11 protein-coding genes, 1 tRNA gene and 1 pseudogene are annotated in these 14,854 nt (G+C 61.7%); 7 read left to right on the top strand and 6 right to left on the bottom strand.

Features of this window, described 5'->3' with window-relative positions:
- The first annotated feature begins 181 nt into the window (after positions 1–181).
- Entirely contained in the window at positions 182–3,445 is a 3,264-nt protein-coding gene (locus AB4072_RS13190) for a hypothetical protein (protein ID WP_441968474.1), read from the top strand.
- A gap of 307 nt (positions 3,446–3,752) precedes the next feature.
- On the opposite strand, the pseudogene AB4072_RS13185 reads toward AB4072_RS13190, so the two are convergent.
- The 6 genes and pseudogenes from AB4072_RS13185 to hemC all read right to left on the bottom strand — a co-directional run.
- A pseudogene (locus AB4072_RS13185) lies at positions 3,753–3,984 on the bottom strand (recombinase family protein); the annotation flags it as partial.
- Positions 3,985–4,194: 210 nt separating this feature from the next.
- Positions 4,195–4,270, bottom strand: a tRNA-Thr gene (locus tag AB4072_RS13180).
- Positions 4,271–4,357: 87 nt separating this feature from the next.
- Complete coding sequence (locus AB4072_RS13175) at positions 4,358–5,911, bottom strand: heme biosynthesis HemY N-terminal domain-containing protein (RefSeq protein WP_441968472.1); 1,554 nt, start codon at positions 5,909–5,911, stop codon at positions 4,358–4,360.
- Positions 5,912–5,928: 17 nt separating this feature from the next.
- A complete protein-coding gene (locus tag AB4072_RS13170) occupies positions 5,929–7,161 on the bottom strand; it encodes a COG4223 family protein (RefSeq protein WP_441968471.1) in 1,233 nt (410 codons plus the stop codon).
- Between the two features lie 52 nt (positions 7,162–7,213).
- The gene (locus AB4072_RS13165; protein ID WP_441968469.1) at positions 7,214–7,945 is read right to left on the bottom strand and encodes a uroporphyrinogen-III synthase; all 732 of its coding nucleotides are present in this window, start codon (positions 7,943–7,945) and stop codon (positions 7,214–7,216) included.
- A complete protein-coding gene (gene hemC, locus AB4072_RS13160; protein WP_441968467.1) occupies positions 7,945–8,871 on the bottom strand; it encodes a hydroxymethylbilane synthase in 927 nt (308 codons plus the stop codon). The genes AB4072_RS13165 and hemC overlap by 1 nt, the downstream gene beginning before the upstream one ends.
- Before the next feature lie 224 nt (positions 8,872–9,095).
- Here hemC and tsaD point away from each other — a divergent pair, with 224 nt between their 5' ends.
- From tsaD to acs, 6 genes are all read left to right on the top strand, one after another.
- Positions 9,096–10,151 (top strand): tRNA (adenosine(37)-N6)-threonylcarbamoyltransferase complex transferase subunit TsaD, encoded by a 1,056-nt coding sequence (gene tsaD, locus AB4072_RS13155; protein WP_441968465.1) that lies wholly within the window; start codon positions 9,096–9,098, stop codon positions 10,149–10,151.
- Positions 10,151–10,744 carry a GNAT family N-acetyltransferase gene (locus tag AB4072_RS13150; RefSeq protein WP_441968588.1) on the top strand — a complete coding sequence of 198 codons (594 nt, stop codon included), beginning with the start codon at positions 10,151–10,153 and terminating at the stop codon, positions 10,742–10,744. The genes tsaD and AB4072_RS13150 overlap by 1 nt, the downstream gene beginning before the upstream one ends.
- Complete coding sequence (locus AB4072_RS13145; protein ID WP_441968463.1) at positions 10,741–11,730, top strand: NAD(P)H-dependent glycerol-3-phosphate dehydrogenase; 990 nt, start codon at positions 10,741–10,743, stop codon at positions 11,728–11,730. Before AB4072_RS13150 ends, AB4072_RS13145 begins: the two co-directional genes overlap by 4 nt.
- Positions 11,731–11,734: 4 nt before the next feature.
- Entirely contained in the window at positions 11,735–12,148 is a 414-nt protein-coding gene (locus AB4072_RS13140) for an EVE domain-containing protein (protein ID WP_441968461.1), read from the top strand.
- Positions 12,149–12,183: 35 nt separating this feature from the next.
- On the top strand, positions 12,184–12,597 hold the full coding sequence (locus AB4072_RS13135) for a DUF1761 domain-containing protein (protein ID WP_441968459.1): 414 nt from the start codon (positions 12,184–12,186) through the stop codon (positions 12,595–12,597).
- Between the two features lie 112 nt (positions 12,598–12,709).
- A complete protein-coding gene (acs, locus tag AB4072_RS13130; RefSeq protein ID WP_441968458.1) occupies positions 12,710–14,662 on the top strand; it encodes an acetate--CoA ligase in 1,953 nt (650 codons plus the stop codon).
- Positions 14,663–14,854 lie beyond the last annotated feature (192 nt).

The following is a 14,854-nucleotide window of genomic DNA, read 5'->3' as shown; positions in this document are numbered from 1 at the left end:
CAAAAATCCGGACGAGTGCGACAGCACACATCGGCTTTACGCGAGATGGTCGCTCTGCACTTTACCTAGTCGTTCAGCCAGTGAGACGCTACGTCATGTGTGTCATCACCTTCGTCCAATGTCGATTTTTCGATTCGACAATGATGGGCCGAAGCGCCCTGGCCGCAGGAAGGACCAAGTTATGACAATTACGGTTTGGACGCCGGAGCAGAGTGTGCGTTCTGGCAATGAATTCAAAACTTCGATGGGCTATCCCGCGGTCACGACTCTGCCGAACGGAGGCTATGTCATCGGGTGGAGTGAGAAGAGCGTCCTCAAGTTCAAAGTTTTTAACGGTTCCGGGGAGAGCAATGGACAGGTCTATTTCGTAGATCAAGCCGGCATCGGAGTTAGCCAGAACAATCTTCGTATTCAGGCCATCGGCAACGATGGAAGTTTTGCGATCAGTTGGAACGCCACAGCTCCCTTCGGTTTTGATCTCAAGACCCGGGTCTTTACGGCGGATGACAAAGGCGGATTCGCCGCTGGGGATATACAAACCGTCGGCAATGCCTTCCTGCATGGCTTCTCCATCGCCAATATGGATGAGGCTCGTGATGGCGGATATGTCCGCACTTATGAGAACGGAACAGGTATCGCCTTTGAAGTGCACAATTCGAGCGGCGAACGTGCCGCGATTACTACTGTTGTAAATAATGCAAATGCCCAAGAGCCCGATGTCGCTCGTATCGGGGATAATAAATATGTCGTGACTTATTATAACGGCATAAATGTAAAGTACAAAATCGTAGACACCTCCAGCGTTCAGCCAACCATTTCTTCTGAGTTTTCCGTTTTCAAGGATGATACAGCTCGAGTAGACCAAGTTGTCGGTCTGAAAGATGACAATGGCAATCTGACGGGCAAATTCGCCATCGTCAGGCACCAGCACAACAGCAAAAACCTTTTTGCGACATTTTATAACGCGGATGGCAGCCCACTAAATAACGGTGCCTCGACATTAATTACGCAAAACTATGCAAGCTCGGATGGTACCAACACCTCTCTGGAACTGACCGCCCTGAGAGGTGAGCGCATTGCCCTCACTTACCGTAATGCTCTCCCTGATCAGAATGCAAAGGCCGTTCTGAGCGTTGTCGACACCGCCGGGGCCGTTGAAAGCATGGATCTATCTCCAAAAGATCGCTCTCACCCGAGAGTCATGGAGATGGAAGATGGCCGCCTTGCCATTAGCTGGGCTGATGGGACAGAAGGCTATACCGGCATCGATATGATGATCGTCGATCCGCGTGTGAAGCAGGTCACGGTCGAGGGGACAGCCCGCGCCGATATTTATTACGGCACCGCGTTTGACCTAGACATTCTGTTCGGGCGTGATGGAAACGACAAGCTTTACGGTGGTGGCGGGAGCGATATTCTCAACGGTGGTGCAGGCGCGGATCTTCTTGACGGCGGCGCAGGCGACGGAGATATGGCCGATTACGCTGGCAGTTCAGCTCTGCAGGCGAGCCTGGGTGGTGACTTCGCCAACACGGGAGATGCGTTGGGCGACATTTATGTGTCGATCGAGAATCTAACCGGCGGTGCCGGCAATGATATTCTGGGCGGCGATGCGGGCGCGAACCACATCTACGGTGGCGGCGGCGACAACCGGCTCTATGGTGGTGCGGGTGTAGCAGCTGATACACTTGAAGGCGGTGATCAATGGGATATCGCGACTTATGAATACTCCAGAGCCGGCGTAGGCATCACGCTCGATCTGCTTAATGCAGGCGCGGCTAACAGGAGCACCGGCGAAGCGAAGGGCGATGTCTATATCAAGGTCGATGCGTATGGCGGGACTCAATATGCCGACACCTTTATCGGCGCCAACACATACAACGAGTTCTGGGGTCACGACGGCAATGATACGCTGATTGGCGGGACGGCCAACGACTTCTTGGAAGGCGGTAATGGGGACGACATTCTTCTTGGAGGCGCTGATGGTGACACCATGGTTGGTGGTGCCGGCATTGACTTCGCGTCCTACGAGAATGCCACCAAAGGTGTGACGGCTTCGCTGGCAGACCGTACTCAGAACACGAACGATGCGGCTGGCGATTACTACAGTCGCCCAGACACACCAACAAGCATCGAGGGCCTGATCGGCAGCGCCCACAATGACACGCTCATCGGTGATGACAACGCCAATACCCTTGAAGGTGGGGCAGGAAGCGATATCCTGCGAGGCAATGGAGGACGCGATACTGTCTCCTACGTAAGGTCCAATGCTGGTGTCGTGGTGAACCTTGCCGCCAAAGTGGGCTCAGGCGGGGATGCTCAGGGCGATACGTATGACAGCATCGAGAACGCCATCGGTTCCAGCTATAACGACACGTTCATCGCTGATGCGAACGCTAATGCGCTGAATGGCGGAGGCGGCATTGACACGGTAAATTACTCCAATTCCGAAGCAGCCGTGACGGTCAACCTTGCCACCGGACAAGGTGCCGGAGGCAATGCTCAAGGTGACACCTATTCGGAGATCGAGAACGTCGTTGGATCTCAGTTTAATGACGTTCTGTTCGGGAACGGCGCTGCGAATGTCCTGATCGGCGGGAACGGCGACGACAGCTATTACATCAGCTTCGGTGATGTCGTTGTCGAAAACGCTGGTGAAGGCACCGACACAATCTTCGCGGATATCAACTATACCCTCAGTGCGAATATCGAGTCGCTGACTGGTATCGGTGGTGGCGCGCTCGCCCTCACGGGTAATGAACTGAACAACACTATTACCGGCAATGCTGCCGGAAACTGGATTGATGGCGGCATTGGCGCGGATACGATGATTGGCGGCGCAGGCGATGATTTCTATGTCATCGACAATGCTGGCGATGTGATCATCGACAACGAGGGCAACAACACTGTTCTGCTGAAGACAGCTTACGATCTGTCCATGTTGCCTTCCTCCGTCAACGCTACCATTGCCGATGGTGTCAACATGACGCTGACGGGAACGAACGGCTCCAACGTCCTCAGAGGAAATGCTGCCGCTAATATCCTGAAAGGCATGGGCGGAAACGACAAGCTCTATGGTCTGGAAGGCAATGACAAACTTTATGGCGGGTCGGGCAAGGACACATTCATCTTCGATACACGCTTGCACAAGAGCAAGAATGTAGACAAGATCTACGATTTCAAGTCTAGGGACGACAGTATCTGGCTTGACAATGCTATCTTCAAGAAGTTGGGCAAGGGAACACCGACCAAGCCGGAGAAGCTCAAGTCGGGCATGTTTTATGAGGGCGATAAGGCTCACGACAATGATGATCGGATCATCTACGACAAGAAGACCGGCAACCTGTACTACGATGCCGACGGAACCGGGAAGTCGGCTCAGGTGAAGTTTGCCACTCTCACCAACAAGACGAAGCTCTACTACCACGACTTCTTCGTGATCTAGTGAACCCGAAATAGATTCTCTAAAGTGCCGCCCGGTGCAAACTGTGGCGGCACTTTGAGTTTCAATAGCGCCGAAAACTTCAACCTTCCAGCATGGCCTTAGCGTTCATAAGCATCTAACTTCGATTACACGTTGAACTGTCAATCTGTTTGGATCGAAATAAGTAGAGGCGTGCACTGTACTGCGATGCCGACGGTTGCAGGATCAGATTCAGATGGCCGATGCTCAATCACCCATGGTAGCGGGCAAAGCAGGGCTCTTGCATTTTCAAGACTGTCTATGGACTGTCACCTTCGCCCCTGAGCTTTCGGTCTGAGATAAGCTTCCGTTCTGCTTGAGCGACCACAGCCATGATACCGACAACGAGTTAGTTGGCTTCGGGCATATCGGCTGCAACGAAACGCGCCCCGGCTAAAGCGGTCGAGCTTCGCAATGATGAGAGTAGCCTCGTGAATGCGGCACGCGGCTAGGGCCGCAGCAAGTTGAGGGCGGTCGTTACGCTTTCCGCTCTCGATCTCTACGAACTCGGATAGAAGCTCCCCACGAGCAATGAAGCGGCGGCCTTGAATTGAGCCAACGTAATCCGACCATCGTCACCCTTTGGCACGCGTCGCTCGCTTTGAATGTGCGCCCCGCCCAACTATTGGAACTGCCTGAGAGCGAACGCTCGACGTCACTAGGGGCATAGCCCCTTTGAGATTGGGTGCACTGGTCTGTGATGGCAGAGACCGGCAACTCCCTTAGGAGAATGGTGCCGCAAGAGGGATTCGAACCCCCGACCCCCTCATTACGAATGAGGTGCTCTACCAGCTGAGCTATTGCGGCGTCACGATCAAATGATCGGAGAGCGCGACCTCATAGCGGCTACCCTGCCGGTTGGCAAGGTGTCTGCCGCCTCTAAAACGCGAGAACCTAAAAGAACAGCGTCCTGGCCATGGGCGGCTGCTCAGGCGTACCGGGATCGTCGGGCGGTTGATTCAAGGGAAACACGACCGGTTCCGGGCGGGTCTTGGGCGCAGGCTTCGGCGGTCCTTCGTTCGCGAGCGCCGCCACATCGGGCTTTGGGGCGAAGGCCGAAACAGGCTCCGGCAGCGCTTCTTCACGCGGCGGGATCGGAAGGGCCTTCGGCTCCTCGTCCAAATCGGCCGTCACATCGTCGCTGAAGGCGATTTCGGGCGCCACGAGCACATCCGGCGGAGCCTGCCAGACGAAGGCGTCGAGCCGCCCGGTGACGGGCGAGATCGGCGCCCACGTGTCGGACACGACGCCGTCAGCGATCCAGGCCGGATCGCGCGGTGCCCGGCTCGCCCGCGCGAGCCATTCGCGGCCCTTGCCTGTCGAGCCGTGCTCGGCTTGTTCCAGGTCGGACATGAGGAGGCACACGCGCATGGTCGGGCGATCCGCGACGAGCGGATCGAGGACCTCGCGGGCACGGCGGAACTCACGAGCCTCCAGCGCCGCCCGGGCGACCGCGAGCCGCCCTTCCGCTGCTCCGTTCGAAAGCTTGAGCAGGGTTTCTGCCCGCTTGAGCCGGTCAAGCCCCGAATCGCCGGGGCGCAGATTGAGATAGACATCCGCAAGGTCCGGATGAGGCTGTAACCGCCAGCCCGCCTCGACCACCTTGGCCGCCCGGCGAAGCTCGCCCTTGTGGGACAGGAGCTTTCCGGCAAGTGCGGCCGCAGGCGCGAGATCGGGCGCGAGCTTCATCGCATCCTGCGCGCTGGAAAGCGCGCCTTCGCTATCGCGCTCGGCGCGGTCGAGGGCATCGGCGGTCAGCAACACCGCGCGATTGCGCTTGGCGGTCGACTTGTCGAGAAGACCGAGCGACGCCCGCCGCTCGATGGCGCCGAGCGCCCCGCGCCAATCCCGCTCGGCGCATTGCGCTTCGAGCACCGCGTCGCTCGCCCAGGCGGCAGCAGGTGCAAGACGGGTCGCTTCAAGAGCGTATTCGCGCGCCGCCAGCCCATCGCCCCGGCGACGGGCCTCAACGAAGAGACCGCGCAGGCCGAGCACACGGGTCTCGCTCTCATCCATCATCTGCTTGAACGCGGCTTCCGCCGCCGCTCGGTTGCCTGAAATCTGCGCGGCCTGCGCCCGAAGAAGCAGCGTCAGCGCTTCGGATCCGAGCAGACGTTCCGCCTCGTTGGCGTAGCGCCTGGCCGAGACCGGATCGCCAGCACCGACAGCCACCATGCCGCGAGAAACGGCCTGATAGCCGCGCGCCCGGCGACGGGCACGAGACGCGAATGTAAGGCGCGAGGGCAGCCGCAGGATCCCCGTCACCGCCGCCCATAAAAGAGCAAGCAAAACCGCGATGCCGATCACGCCGATGGCGGCGACGGCCACCGAGGTCCGCATTTCATAACCGGAGAAAGTCACCAGAACCGTGCCGGGGCGATCGGCAAGCCAGACCGCCCCGAAAGCCGCGATGCACAGGAGACCGATGAAGACGAGAACGCGCCACATGTGTCGTTCGATCCTTGTTATTGCGCCGGTCGGTTGAGGCCGGCGAGAGCGTCCCCCGCAACCGCCTGCGCGGCAGCGTCGGCTGCGACCCGTTGCTTGGCGAGACGTCCCCAATCCTCGGACAGGCGGCGCGCGGGTTCCGGCATAGCCTCCCACGCGGCGACCGCCTTGCGGACATCGCCTTGCGCCAGCGCCTCTTCGATCCGGGTGACGAGACTAGGAACGCCGGTGGCATCCGGCGTATCGACCGCCCGGATGGTCACAACCCGGTCGAGAAGCCGCAACGCCCGGTCACCCCACGTGCCGGAAGCGCCGCGCGTGTCCTGCAGGATCGTCGTCGCGAGCGGCCTGAAGCTGCGGGCGAGGCTCGCCGCCGTCGGCGCACCGTCCCGCGCAAAAGGCGCGAGTGCGGCAAGCCGCATCTTGTCGCCTTCCACCTTCTGCAAGGCATCGAGAACATCCGTGTAAGGCGCTCCTTGCCGGAGCGCCGTGGTGAGGCGCTCGGCAAGGGCGAGCTTCACGCTCGCTTCTGCGGCGTTGGACACGCTGCCGGCAACCTGGCCCGACAATGCCGTGATCTGCTGTTCCTGCTCGCCGAGCCGCTGCTTCAACCCCTGCACGGCATCGGTTGCCGATTGTGTTCCGCCTTGGACCTGCGCCTCCAGGGCGGCAATCCTTTGGGAGAGCGCGTCCAGAGCCGTGTTGTCCTGCGGGGCGGAAGGCGCGGCCACGGGACGGGACAGGGCCTCAGTGGCGCGCTGATCGGCACGCTTGGCAAGATCCTGATTGCGCCGCAGCCTCTCATTCAGATTTCTTCGCGCTTCCTCGAGTTGGGCAAGGCGCGCGTCAACGATACCGACGCTCGTTTTCTGCGCGATTTCGGCAATCCGCTTCTCCACCCCGGCGAGACGTGGGTTTTCCAGGGGAGCCAGAGCTTGAACTCCCAGCACGATGCCCGCGCCGATAAGACCGCCGACAACGCCCGCACCGACGAGCGGTCCGAAACGGTCGCGCCGAGACGGCGAGGGAGGCTCTGCTCCACCGGCGTTGACCGGTTCTTCAGCGAGTGCATCCACGCCCGCCCCGGAATCGACCGAAGCCGTCTCATCGGCGGGCGGACTTTCCTCTCCAGCGGCATGCGTCGGCGCGCCCGCATCGATCACGGTCGCCTGTAAATCGATCGTCGCGGGCTCTCGCGCAGGCTTTTTGCGGGGAGAAGATGGCGAGGAGGGATCGGTCGAATCAGTCACAGGGCATCCTTGAGCGAGGAATGGGCAAAGCTTTCAGCAGATCCCACGGGCCTTAAACGGGCCGATGAGGCAGTCTTCCGAAAGTCTGAATGGTCTGCAAGAGTTGCAAGAGGGCGTCCTCATCCGGTCGGGCGGCGATCGCCGGCGGCGTTACGGCAAAATCTTCGAGCGGCGCGGCCACATCGGCTGACAAGCAGACATGCCGCAAAGTCTGGAAGGCGGGTGAAAGTCCCGCCGCCTCCACCAGCCGAAGCGCGATTTCGACGCTCCTTCGAGAATAATGGAGCACGGCGTCGATCTGGCCAGCCCGCAGGGCCGAGGCGGCGGCGTCCGGAAAGTCTTTGAGCGCGCGCGCTTCGTAAGACTCCCAGACCTCGACCTTGAACCCGGCAGCGATGAGCGAGGCGTCCGGCTCGGTCTTATGATGACGGCCCGTAATGTGAAGCAGCGGAGCTTCCGGCGCGAGGCTGCGCCGGATCAGGGCGGCAAGCGAGACCGCATCGCCCTCCGCCGTCAGGATCGAGGTGAAGCCCGCTTCCGCCACCGCTTCGGCGGTTCGGCCTCCCACGGCGAAAACGAGATGATCCTTGTCCTCGATGAGGGCAAGAGCTGGAACCGCATGGGCGCTTGTCACGACGAGCGCCTCCCATGGGCCGGCGGGCCGGGTCACGTTCGTCGGGACGATCTCCAGCGTCGGCGCGATCACGACCTCATGGCCGAGTGCTTCGAGACGCTGTGCGGTACGCTCCGCATCGGGCTTCGCCCGTGTGACCAGAATCCGCATCAGACGTTCAGGAAACCGGCCGGCATGCGGGCCTTGAGGTCGAGCCCGGCCTCGCGACCGAGAGCCTCGGCGTCCGACGGCGCGCCCCGTCTTGTCACGACAAGACTGTCCGAGCCGTCAGGACGCAGGACGAGACCGTGCAAGACCAGCTCCGCCCCTTCGAGCCGCGCGTGGCCCGCGATGGGTGTACGGCAGGAGCCGTCGAGAACGGACAGAAACGCCCGCTCCGCTGCAAGCGCATAGCCGGTCTTCGGATCGAGAACGGGCCGCAAGGCCGCCTTCACCCGCTCATCCTTGTCGCGCACGGCAACAGCGATGGCGCCCTGGCCGACGGCGGGCAGGAAGTCGTCGGTGTCGAGAATGGCCGTCACGTGATCGGTGAGGCCGAGCCGCCGCAGGCCCGCCATGGCAAGAAGGGTGGCATCGACCTCGCCCCGGTCGAGCTTGGCGAGACGCGTCTCCACATTGCCGCGGAGCAGCGTGACCTTGAGATCGGGCCGCAGGCGCAACACTTGCGCCTGCCGCCGCAGGGACGCGGTGCCGACCACCGCGCCTTGAGGCAGATCGCGCAATGTCTTGGCACGGCGACTGATGAAGGCGTCCCGCACGTCTTCGCGCGGGAAATAGCCCGCGATCACGATGCCGTCGGGCAGAACGGTCGGCAGATCCTTGGAGGAATGCACGGCGAGATCGATGCGGCCATCCAGGAGCTCGGTATCCAGCTCCTTGGTGAAGAGACCCTTGCCACCCGCTTCCGACAGCGCCCGGTCCTGGATGGTATCCCCTGTCGTCTTGATCAGCTTCAGGGGCAACTGCTCCAAGGTCCAGCCGAGGGAATCCGCCAGTCGGGTCTGCGTTTCACGTGCCTGCGCCAGCGCGAGGGGACTGCCCCGCGTGCCGATCGTCAGGGTGGATAGGTCTGCCATTCTCGTCTCGTTCTCCTGATCTGCACGATCCGCGTTTGATCTTGTGCGGCGCGGCGGACTATAGGGGGATGATATGCGGGCCGTGAAGCCCGAAGTTTTTGAGCAAGGTCTCGGGAAACCTGTTTTCCGAAAAGATCGTGCGAAGTCATAAATTTAGTGTTCGACCCTGTTTCAACGAGCATGATCGGACACTAGGTTTCGAAAACCACGCTTTGGGACGTCGAATGCGCATTCTCGGTATCGAAACGACCTGCGATGAAACCGCTGCCGCCGTTGTCGGCGTCGGCTTCGATGGGCGCGGCGAGATCTTGTCCAACGAGGTCTTGAGCCAGATCGCGCAGCATGCCGCCTATGGCGGCGTCGTACCGGAGATCGCGGCCCGCGCCCATCTGGACGTCATCGACCGGCTCGTGGCGCGCGCCTTGAAAAACGCCGGGACCACGATCAATGACATCGACGGCATCGCGGTCGCCGCAGGCCCCGGCCTGATCGGGGGCGTGCTCGTGGGCCTCACTACCGCCAAGGCCCTGGCGCTCGTCACGCGCAAGCCCCTTATGTGCGTGAACCATCTCGAAGCCCATGCGCTGACAGCGCGCATGACGGACGCCATCCCCTTCCCCTACCTGCTTCTGCTCGCCTCGGGCGGACACACACAGCTCGTGGCAGTGAAGGGTGTCGGCGACTATGTCCGCATCGGCACCACCATCGACGACGCCATCGGCGAGGCTTTCGACAAGGTGGCAAAGCTTCTGGGTCTGCCCTATCCCGGCGGCCCGCACGTGGAAAAGGAAGCGACGAAGGGCAATCCCGAACGTTTCAACCTGCCGCGCCCGATGCTGGGGCGTGCAGAACCGAATTTCTCCCTGTCCGGCCTGAAAACCGCCGTGCGCCTCGAAGCCGAGCGCATCGCGCCGTTGACCCAAAGCGACGTGGCGGATCTCTGCGCCAGCTTTCAGGCGGCGGTTGCCGATGTGGTGGTGGACCGCACCCGCACCGCTCTTCGCGCCTTCCGTGATGTCGCCGGCCATCCGACCGCTCTCGTGGTTGCGGGCGGCGTCGCCGCGAACCAGACGCTGCGCGCCACCCTGCAGCGTCTCGCGGTCGAAACCGGCCTGAAACTTGTCGCACCGCCCGTGAATCTGTGCGGCGACAACGGAGCCATGATCGCCTGGGCAGGCCTGGAGCGTCTGCGCCTCGGTCTCATCGACGATATCTCGACCCCGGCCCGCGCCCGCTGGCCCCTCGACACCAGCCGCGACGAGGTGGGAGCCAAAGCGTGATGCGTCCTTGCCCGGACGAAATCCGGACCGAGCGTCTGCTTCTCCGGCGCTGGGACCCGCGCGATACCGCATCCTATGCCGCCCTTCAGTCGAACGCGCACGTGAGGCGCTTCTTTCTGAAGGCCCTGACGGCTGAGGAAAGCGAGGTCGACGCGAAAAGCCACGAAGAGAGCTTCGAGCATAACGGCTTCGGTCTTTGGGTGATCGAGATCCCGGATGACACGCCGTTCATCGGAATTGCCGGCGTGCGGCGGATCGGGCGCGAAATGCCGTTTGAGCCCCGTCTCGAAGTCGGGTGGCATTTCAGCCCGTCGTTCTGGGGCCGTGGCTTCGCGTTGGAAGCTGCTCGCGCAGCGCTTCGAGACTTCTTCACGCGCACGGATTTTCAGGCGGTCGTTTCTTATACCGCGCATCTGAACGATCCCTCCAAACGATTGATGCAACGACTCGGGATGACGACCAGCGAAGCGGAAGACTTCGATCATCCGGCCATGCCCGAGGGCCATCCCCTTCGCCGCCATGTGCTCTATCGTCTGTCGCGAAACACTTTCCTTGCCGCCGAGACGGCGCGATCCGGGGAGCGTCTGCCATGAGCGTGATCGGCGTCGCAGGAGCCGGAGCCTGGGGAACGGCGCTGGCCAATGCGGCCGCCGCCGCTGGCAACGATGTCGTCTTATGGATGCGCGATCCCGATCAGGCGACGACGCTCGCCGCGACGCGGATGAACGAGCGTTTTCTTCCCGGCGTGAGGCTGCACGAAAACATCCGCCCGACCTCCGACCTCAGCGATCTTGCGGAGGCGCGGACGGTTCTTCTCGTCACCCCGGCGCAGACCACGCGGTCCATGACAGCGGCCTTGATGCCGATCCTGCCGAACGACGTTCCTCTCGTCCTTTGCGCCAAGGGCATCGAGCGCGGCTCCAATTCCTTTTTGAGCGATATCGTGACCGAAATCCGCCCCGGCGCTCCGGTGGCGGTTCTGTCCGGCCCGAGCTTTGCCCACGATGTGGCACGCGGCCTGCCCACCGCCGTGACCCTGGCGTGCCGGGATGCGATTCTTGCCGGAGAATTGGCGAATGCCCTCTCAGGCCCGACGTTCCGCGTCTATCACCGCACCGATGTGCGCGGCGTGGAGATTGGCGGCGCGGCGAAGAACGTGCTCGCCATCGCCTGCGGCGCCGTCGCCGGACGAGGCTTGGGAGAAAGCGCCAAGGCCGCCCTGATCGCACGCGGTTTCGCCGAATTGCTGCGGTTCGCTCGCGCTTATGGCGGGGAAGCCGAGACGTTGATGGGCCTGTCCGGCCTCGGCGATCTGGTGCTGAGCTGTTCCACCGCCCAATCCCGAAACTTCGCCTTCGGCCTCAGGCTCGGCCAGGGTCTTTCGCCGGAAGCCGCTTCCGGCGGCAAGCTCGTGGAAGGTGCGGCGACGGCAAGCGCGCTCGTTGCCCTGGCAAAAGCCGAGAGTGTCGATGTGCCGATCGCGGAAGCCATCGGTCAGGTGCTGGCGGGAACCTGCAGCCTCGATCAGGCCATCGAAGCGTTGATGACGCGACCGATCAAATCAGAGCAATGGGGATAAGGACGTGGCGCACTGGCTCTATAAATCCGAACCGTCCGTGTGGTCGTGGGACGACCAGGTGGCCGCAGGAGATAAAGGCACCTTCTGGAGCGGCGTGCGCAACCACGTCGCGAAGCAGAATCTCATGGCCATGAAGAAGGGCGAGAAAGGCTTTTTCTACCATTCGAACGAGGGCAAGGCGATTGTCGGCATCGTCGAGGTGATCAAGGAATATTACCCCGATCACACCGACCAGACAGGCAAGTTCGGCATGGTGGACATCAAGGCGGTGAAACCTTTGAAGCGCGCCGTCACGCTTGAGGAAATCAAGGCCGAGCCGAAGCTCAAGGACATGATCCTCGTCAACAATTCACGCCTTTCGGTGCAGCCCGTCACCGACGCGGAGTGGGCGCTCGTCTGCAAGATGGGCGGGTTGTAATTCGCCCATAGAACGAGAAGCGGGGGGCTTCCATCATGTTCGCAACAATCAATCTCTGGGCCGTTCTTGCCGCCGCCGTCGCGGCGTGGCTCTTCGGCTCGCTTTGGTACATGGTTCTCGCCAAGCCCTGGATGAGCGCTCTCGGAAAAACCAAGGCCGAGCTGATGGGGTCTTCGGGCAAGCCCTCGCCCGTTCCCTTGATCGTGTCGTTTCTGGCCGAGATCGTCATGGCGCTGGTGCTCTCCGGCCTCATCTGGCACGCGGGTCCGGTAACGCTTGCGAACGGCGTGATCGCGGGCTTTCTCGCCTGGTTCGGCTTCGTTCTCACCACTATGGCCGTCAATCACGGCTTTAGCGGCGCGCGGCCGATGCTGACCGTCATCGATGCGGGGCACTGGCTCGGCGTTTTGCTCATCCAGGGAGCGATCATCGGCGCTCTCAGCCCGTGATATCCACTAACGACTAAAAGACCAAAGTCCGATCACGGTCCCGCTTGCTCAGGCCCTCACTCTTTCCGTAAAGCTAGAGACAACTAGGTACGAAGAGTCTGGGAGAGACGCCATGCAAGAGAAGATCTACGACGTGACGCCTGAATGGAGTCGCCGCGCTTATCTGGACAATGCCGGCTATCGCGCGAAGTACGAGGCTTCCATCAAGGATCCGGAAGGTTTCTGGGGCGAAGAAGCCAAGCGTATCGATTGGTTCGAACCCTTCACCAAGGTCAAGAATACGAATTTCGGCCCTGGCGACGTCTCGATCCGCTGGTTCGAGGACGGCACCACGAACGTCGCCTATAATTGCATCGACCGGCATCTCGAGACGCGCGGCGATCAGGTCGCGATCATCTGGGAAGGCGACGACCCGTCCGAGTCCAAGAAGATCACCTATCGCGAATTGCACGACGAGGTTTGCCGTATGGCGAATGTCATGCGCAATCGCGGCGTCGCCAAGGGTGACCGCGTAACGATCTACATGCCGATGATCCCGGAAGCGGCCTACGCCATGCTCGCTTGCGCGCGCCTCGGCGCGACCCACTCAGTCGTGTTCGGCGGTTTCTCGCCGGATTCGCTCGCGGGCCGCATCGAGGATGCGAAATCGGCTTTCGTCGTGACGGCGGATGAGGGCTTGCGCGGCGGACGCAAAGTACCGTTGAAGGCGAATGTCGATGCCGCTCTTGAGCGCGTCGGCGGCGTCGATCACGTTCTCGTCGTGCGCCGCACGGGCTCGTCCGTGAACATGGTGCCCGGCCGCGACGTGTATTACGACGAGGCAGCCGCGCAGGTGACGAACGAATGCCCCTGCGAAGAAGTGAATGCGGAAGATCCGCTGTTCATCCTTTACACGTCAGGCTCCACGGGAAAGCCCAAGGGCGTTCTTCACACCACCGGCGGATACCTCGTCTACGCGGCGATGACGCATCAATACGTCTTCGATTATCACGAGGGCGACATCTACTGGTGCACGGCCGATGTGGGTTGGGTCACGGGCCATTCGTATATCGTCTACGGCCCGCTCGCGAACGGCGCCACGACGCTGATGTTCGAAGGCGTGCCGACCTATCCGTCGATCTCCCGTTTCTGGGAAGTGATCGACAAGCACAACGTCAACATCTTCTACACCGCGCCGACTGCGATCCGCTCGCTCATGCAGGCGGGCGAGGAGCCGGTGAAGAAGACATCGCGCAAGTCGCTGCGTCTTCTCGGCAGCGTCGGCGAGCCGATCAATCCGGAAGCGTGGGAATGGTATTATCGCGTGGTCGGCGACAACCGCTGCCCCATCGTCGATACCTGGTGGCAGACGGAGACCGGCGGAATTCTGATCTCGCCGCTGCCCGGCGCGACGAAGCTGAAACCCGGCTCGGCGACGACCCCCTTCTTCGGCATTCAGCCGCAGGTGGTGGATGCGGACGGCAAGGTTCTGGAGGGTGCTGCGGAAGGCAATCTCGTCATCGCCGATTCCTGGCCCGGCCAGATGCGTACGGTCTACGGCGACCACGAGCGCTTCATCCAGACCTACTTCTCCACTTATCCGGGCAAGTACTTCACGGGCGACGGCTGCCGCCGTGACGCGGACGGTTACTACTGGATCACCGGTCGCGTGGACGACGTGCTCAATGTCTCCGGCCACCGCATGGGCACGGCGGAAGTGGAATCGGCGCTCGTTGCTCACGCCAAGGTCTCGGAAGCCGCCGTCGTCGGCTATCCGCACGACATCAAGGGCCAGGGCATCTACGCCTATGTCACCCTGATGACGGGCGTGGAGCCCTCGGAGGATCTGCGCAAGGAACTGGTGGCCTGGGTCCGCAAGGAAATCGGCCCCATCGCATCCCCGGATCTCATCCAGTTCGCGCCCGGCCTGCCGAAAACCCGCTCCGGCAAGATCATGCGCCGCATCCTGCGCAAGATCGCCGAGGACGAGTTCGGCAATCTCGGCGACACCTCGACCCTCGCCGATCCGGCCGTGGTCGACGATCTCGTCGAGAACCGGCAGAACAAGCGCACCGAGGCGGCTTAAAGGCTGCTTTCCCCTCCCGCACCCGAGGAGGGAGACGTTCGAGAAGAGGAGCCTCACCCTCAGGAGGACCGTAAGGTCCGTCTCGAAGGGCGAGGCGTCTCTAGAGTCCGCTGGACCCTCCTTCGAGACGCGGCCGGACGGCCGCTCCTCAGGATGAGGGAGAGCTAATTCGTCGCCGAACGCTATGCGCGT

Source organism: Microvirga sp. 2MCAF38, assembly GCF_052115485.1.
Classification (GTDB): domain Bacteria; phylum Pseudomonadota; class Alphaproteobacteria; order Rhizobiales; family Beijerinckiaceae; genus Microvirga.
This window is presented reverse-complemented; position numbering and strand designations above follow the sequence as displayed.

What these genes read in the sequence shown, in the direction of transcription:
- AB4072_RS13190 (WP_441968474.1), top strand. Translation starts at nt 182, where the DNA reads ATGACAATTACGGTTTGGACGCCGGAGCAGAGTGTGCGTTCTGGCAAT.
- AB4072_RS13175 (WP_441968472.1), bottom strand. Translation starts at nt 5,911, where the DNA reads ATGTGGCGCGTTCTCGTCTTCATCGGTCTCCTGTGCATCGCGGCTTTC.
- AB4072_RS13165 (WP_441968469.1), bottom strand. Translation starts at nt 7,945, where the DNA reads ATGCGGATTCTGGTCACACGGGCGAAGCCCGATGCGGAGCGTACCGCA.
- hemC (WP_441968467.1), bottom strand. Translation starts at nt 8,871, where the DNA reads ATGGCAGACCTATCCACCCTGACGATCGGCACGCGGGGCAGTCCCCTC.
- tsaD (WP_441968465.1), top strand. Translation starts at nt 9,096, where the DNA reads ATGCGCATTCTCGGTATCGAAACGACCTGCGATGAAACCGCTGCCGCC.
- AB4072_RS13150 (WP_441968588.1), top strand. Translation starts at nt 10,151, where the DNA reads ATGCGTCCTTGCCCGGACGAAATCCGGACCGAGCGTCTGCTTCTCCGG.
- AB4072_RS13145 (WP_441968463.1), top strand. Translation starts at nt 10,741, where the DNA reads ATGAGCGTGATCGGCGTCGCAGGAGCCGGAGCCTGGGGAACGGCGCTG.
- AB4072_RS13135 (WP_441968459.1), top strand. Translation starts at nt 12,184, where the DNA reads ATGTTCGCAACAATCAATCTCTGGGCCGTTCTTGCCGCCGCCGTCGCG.
- acs (WP_441968458.1), top strand. Translation starts at nt 12,710, where the DNA reads ATGCAAGAGAAGATCTACGACGTGACGCCTGAATGGAGTCGCCGCGCT.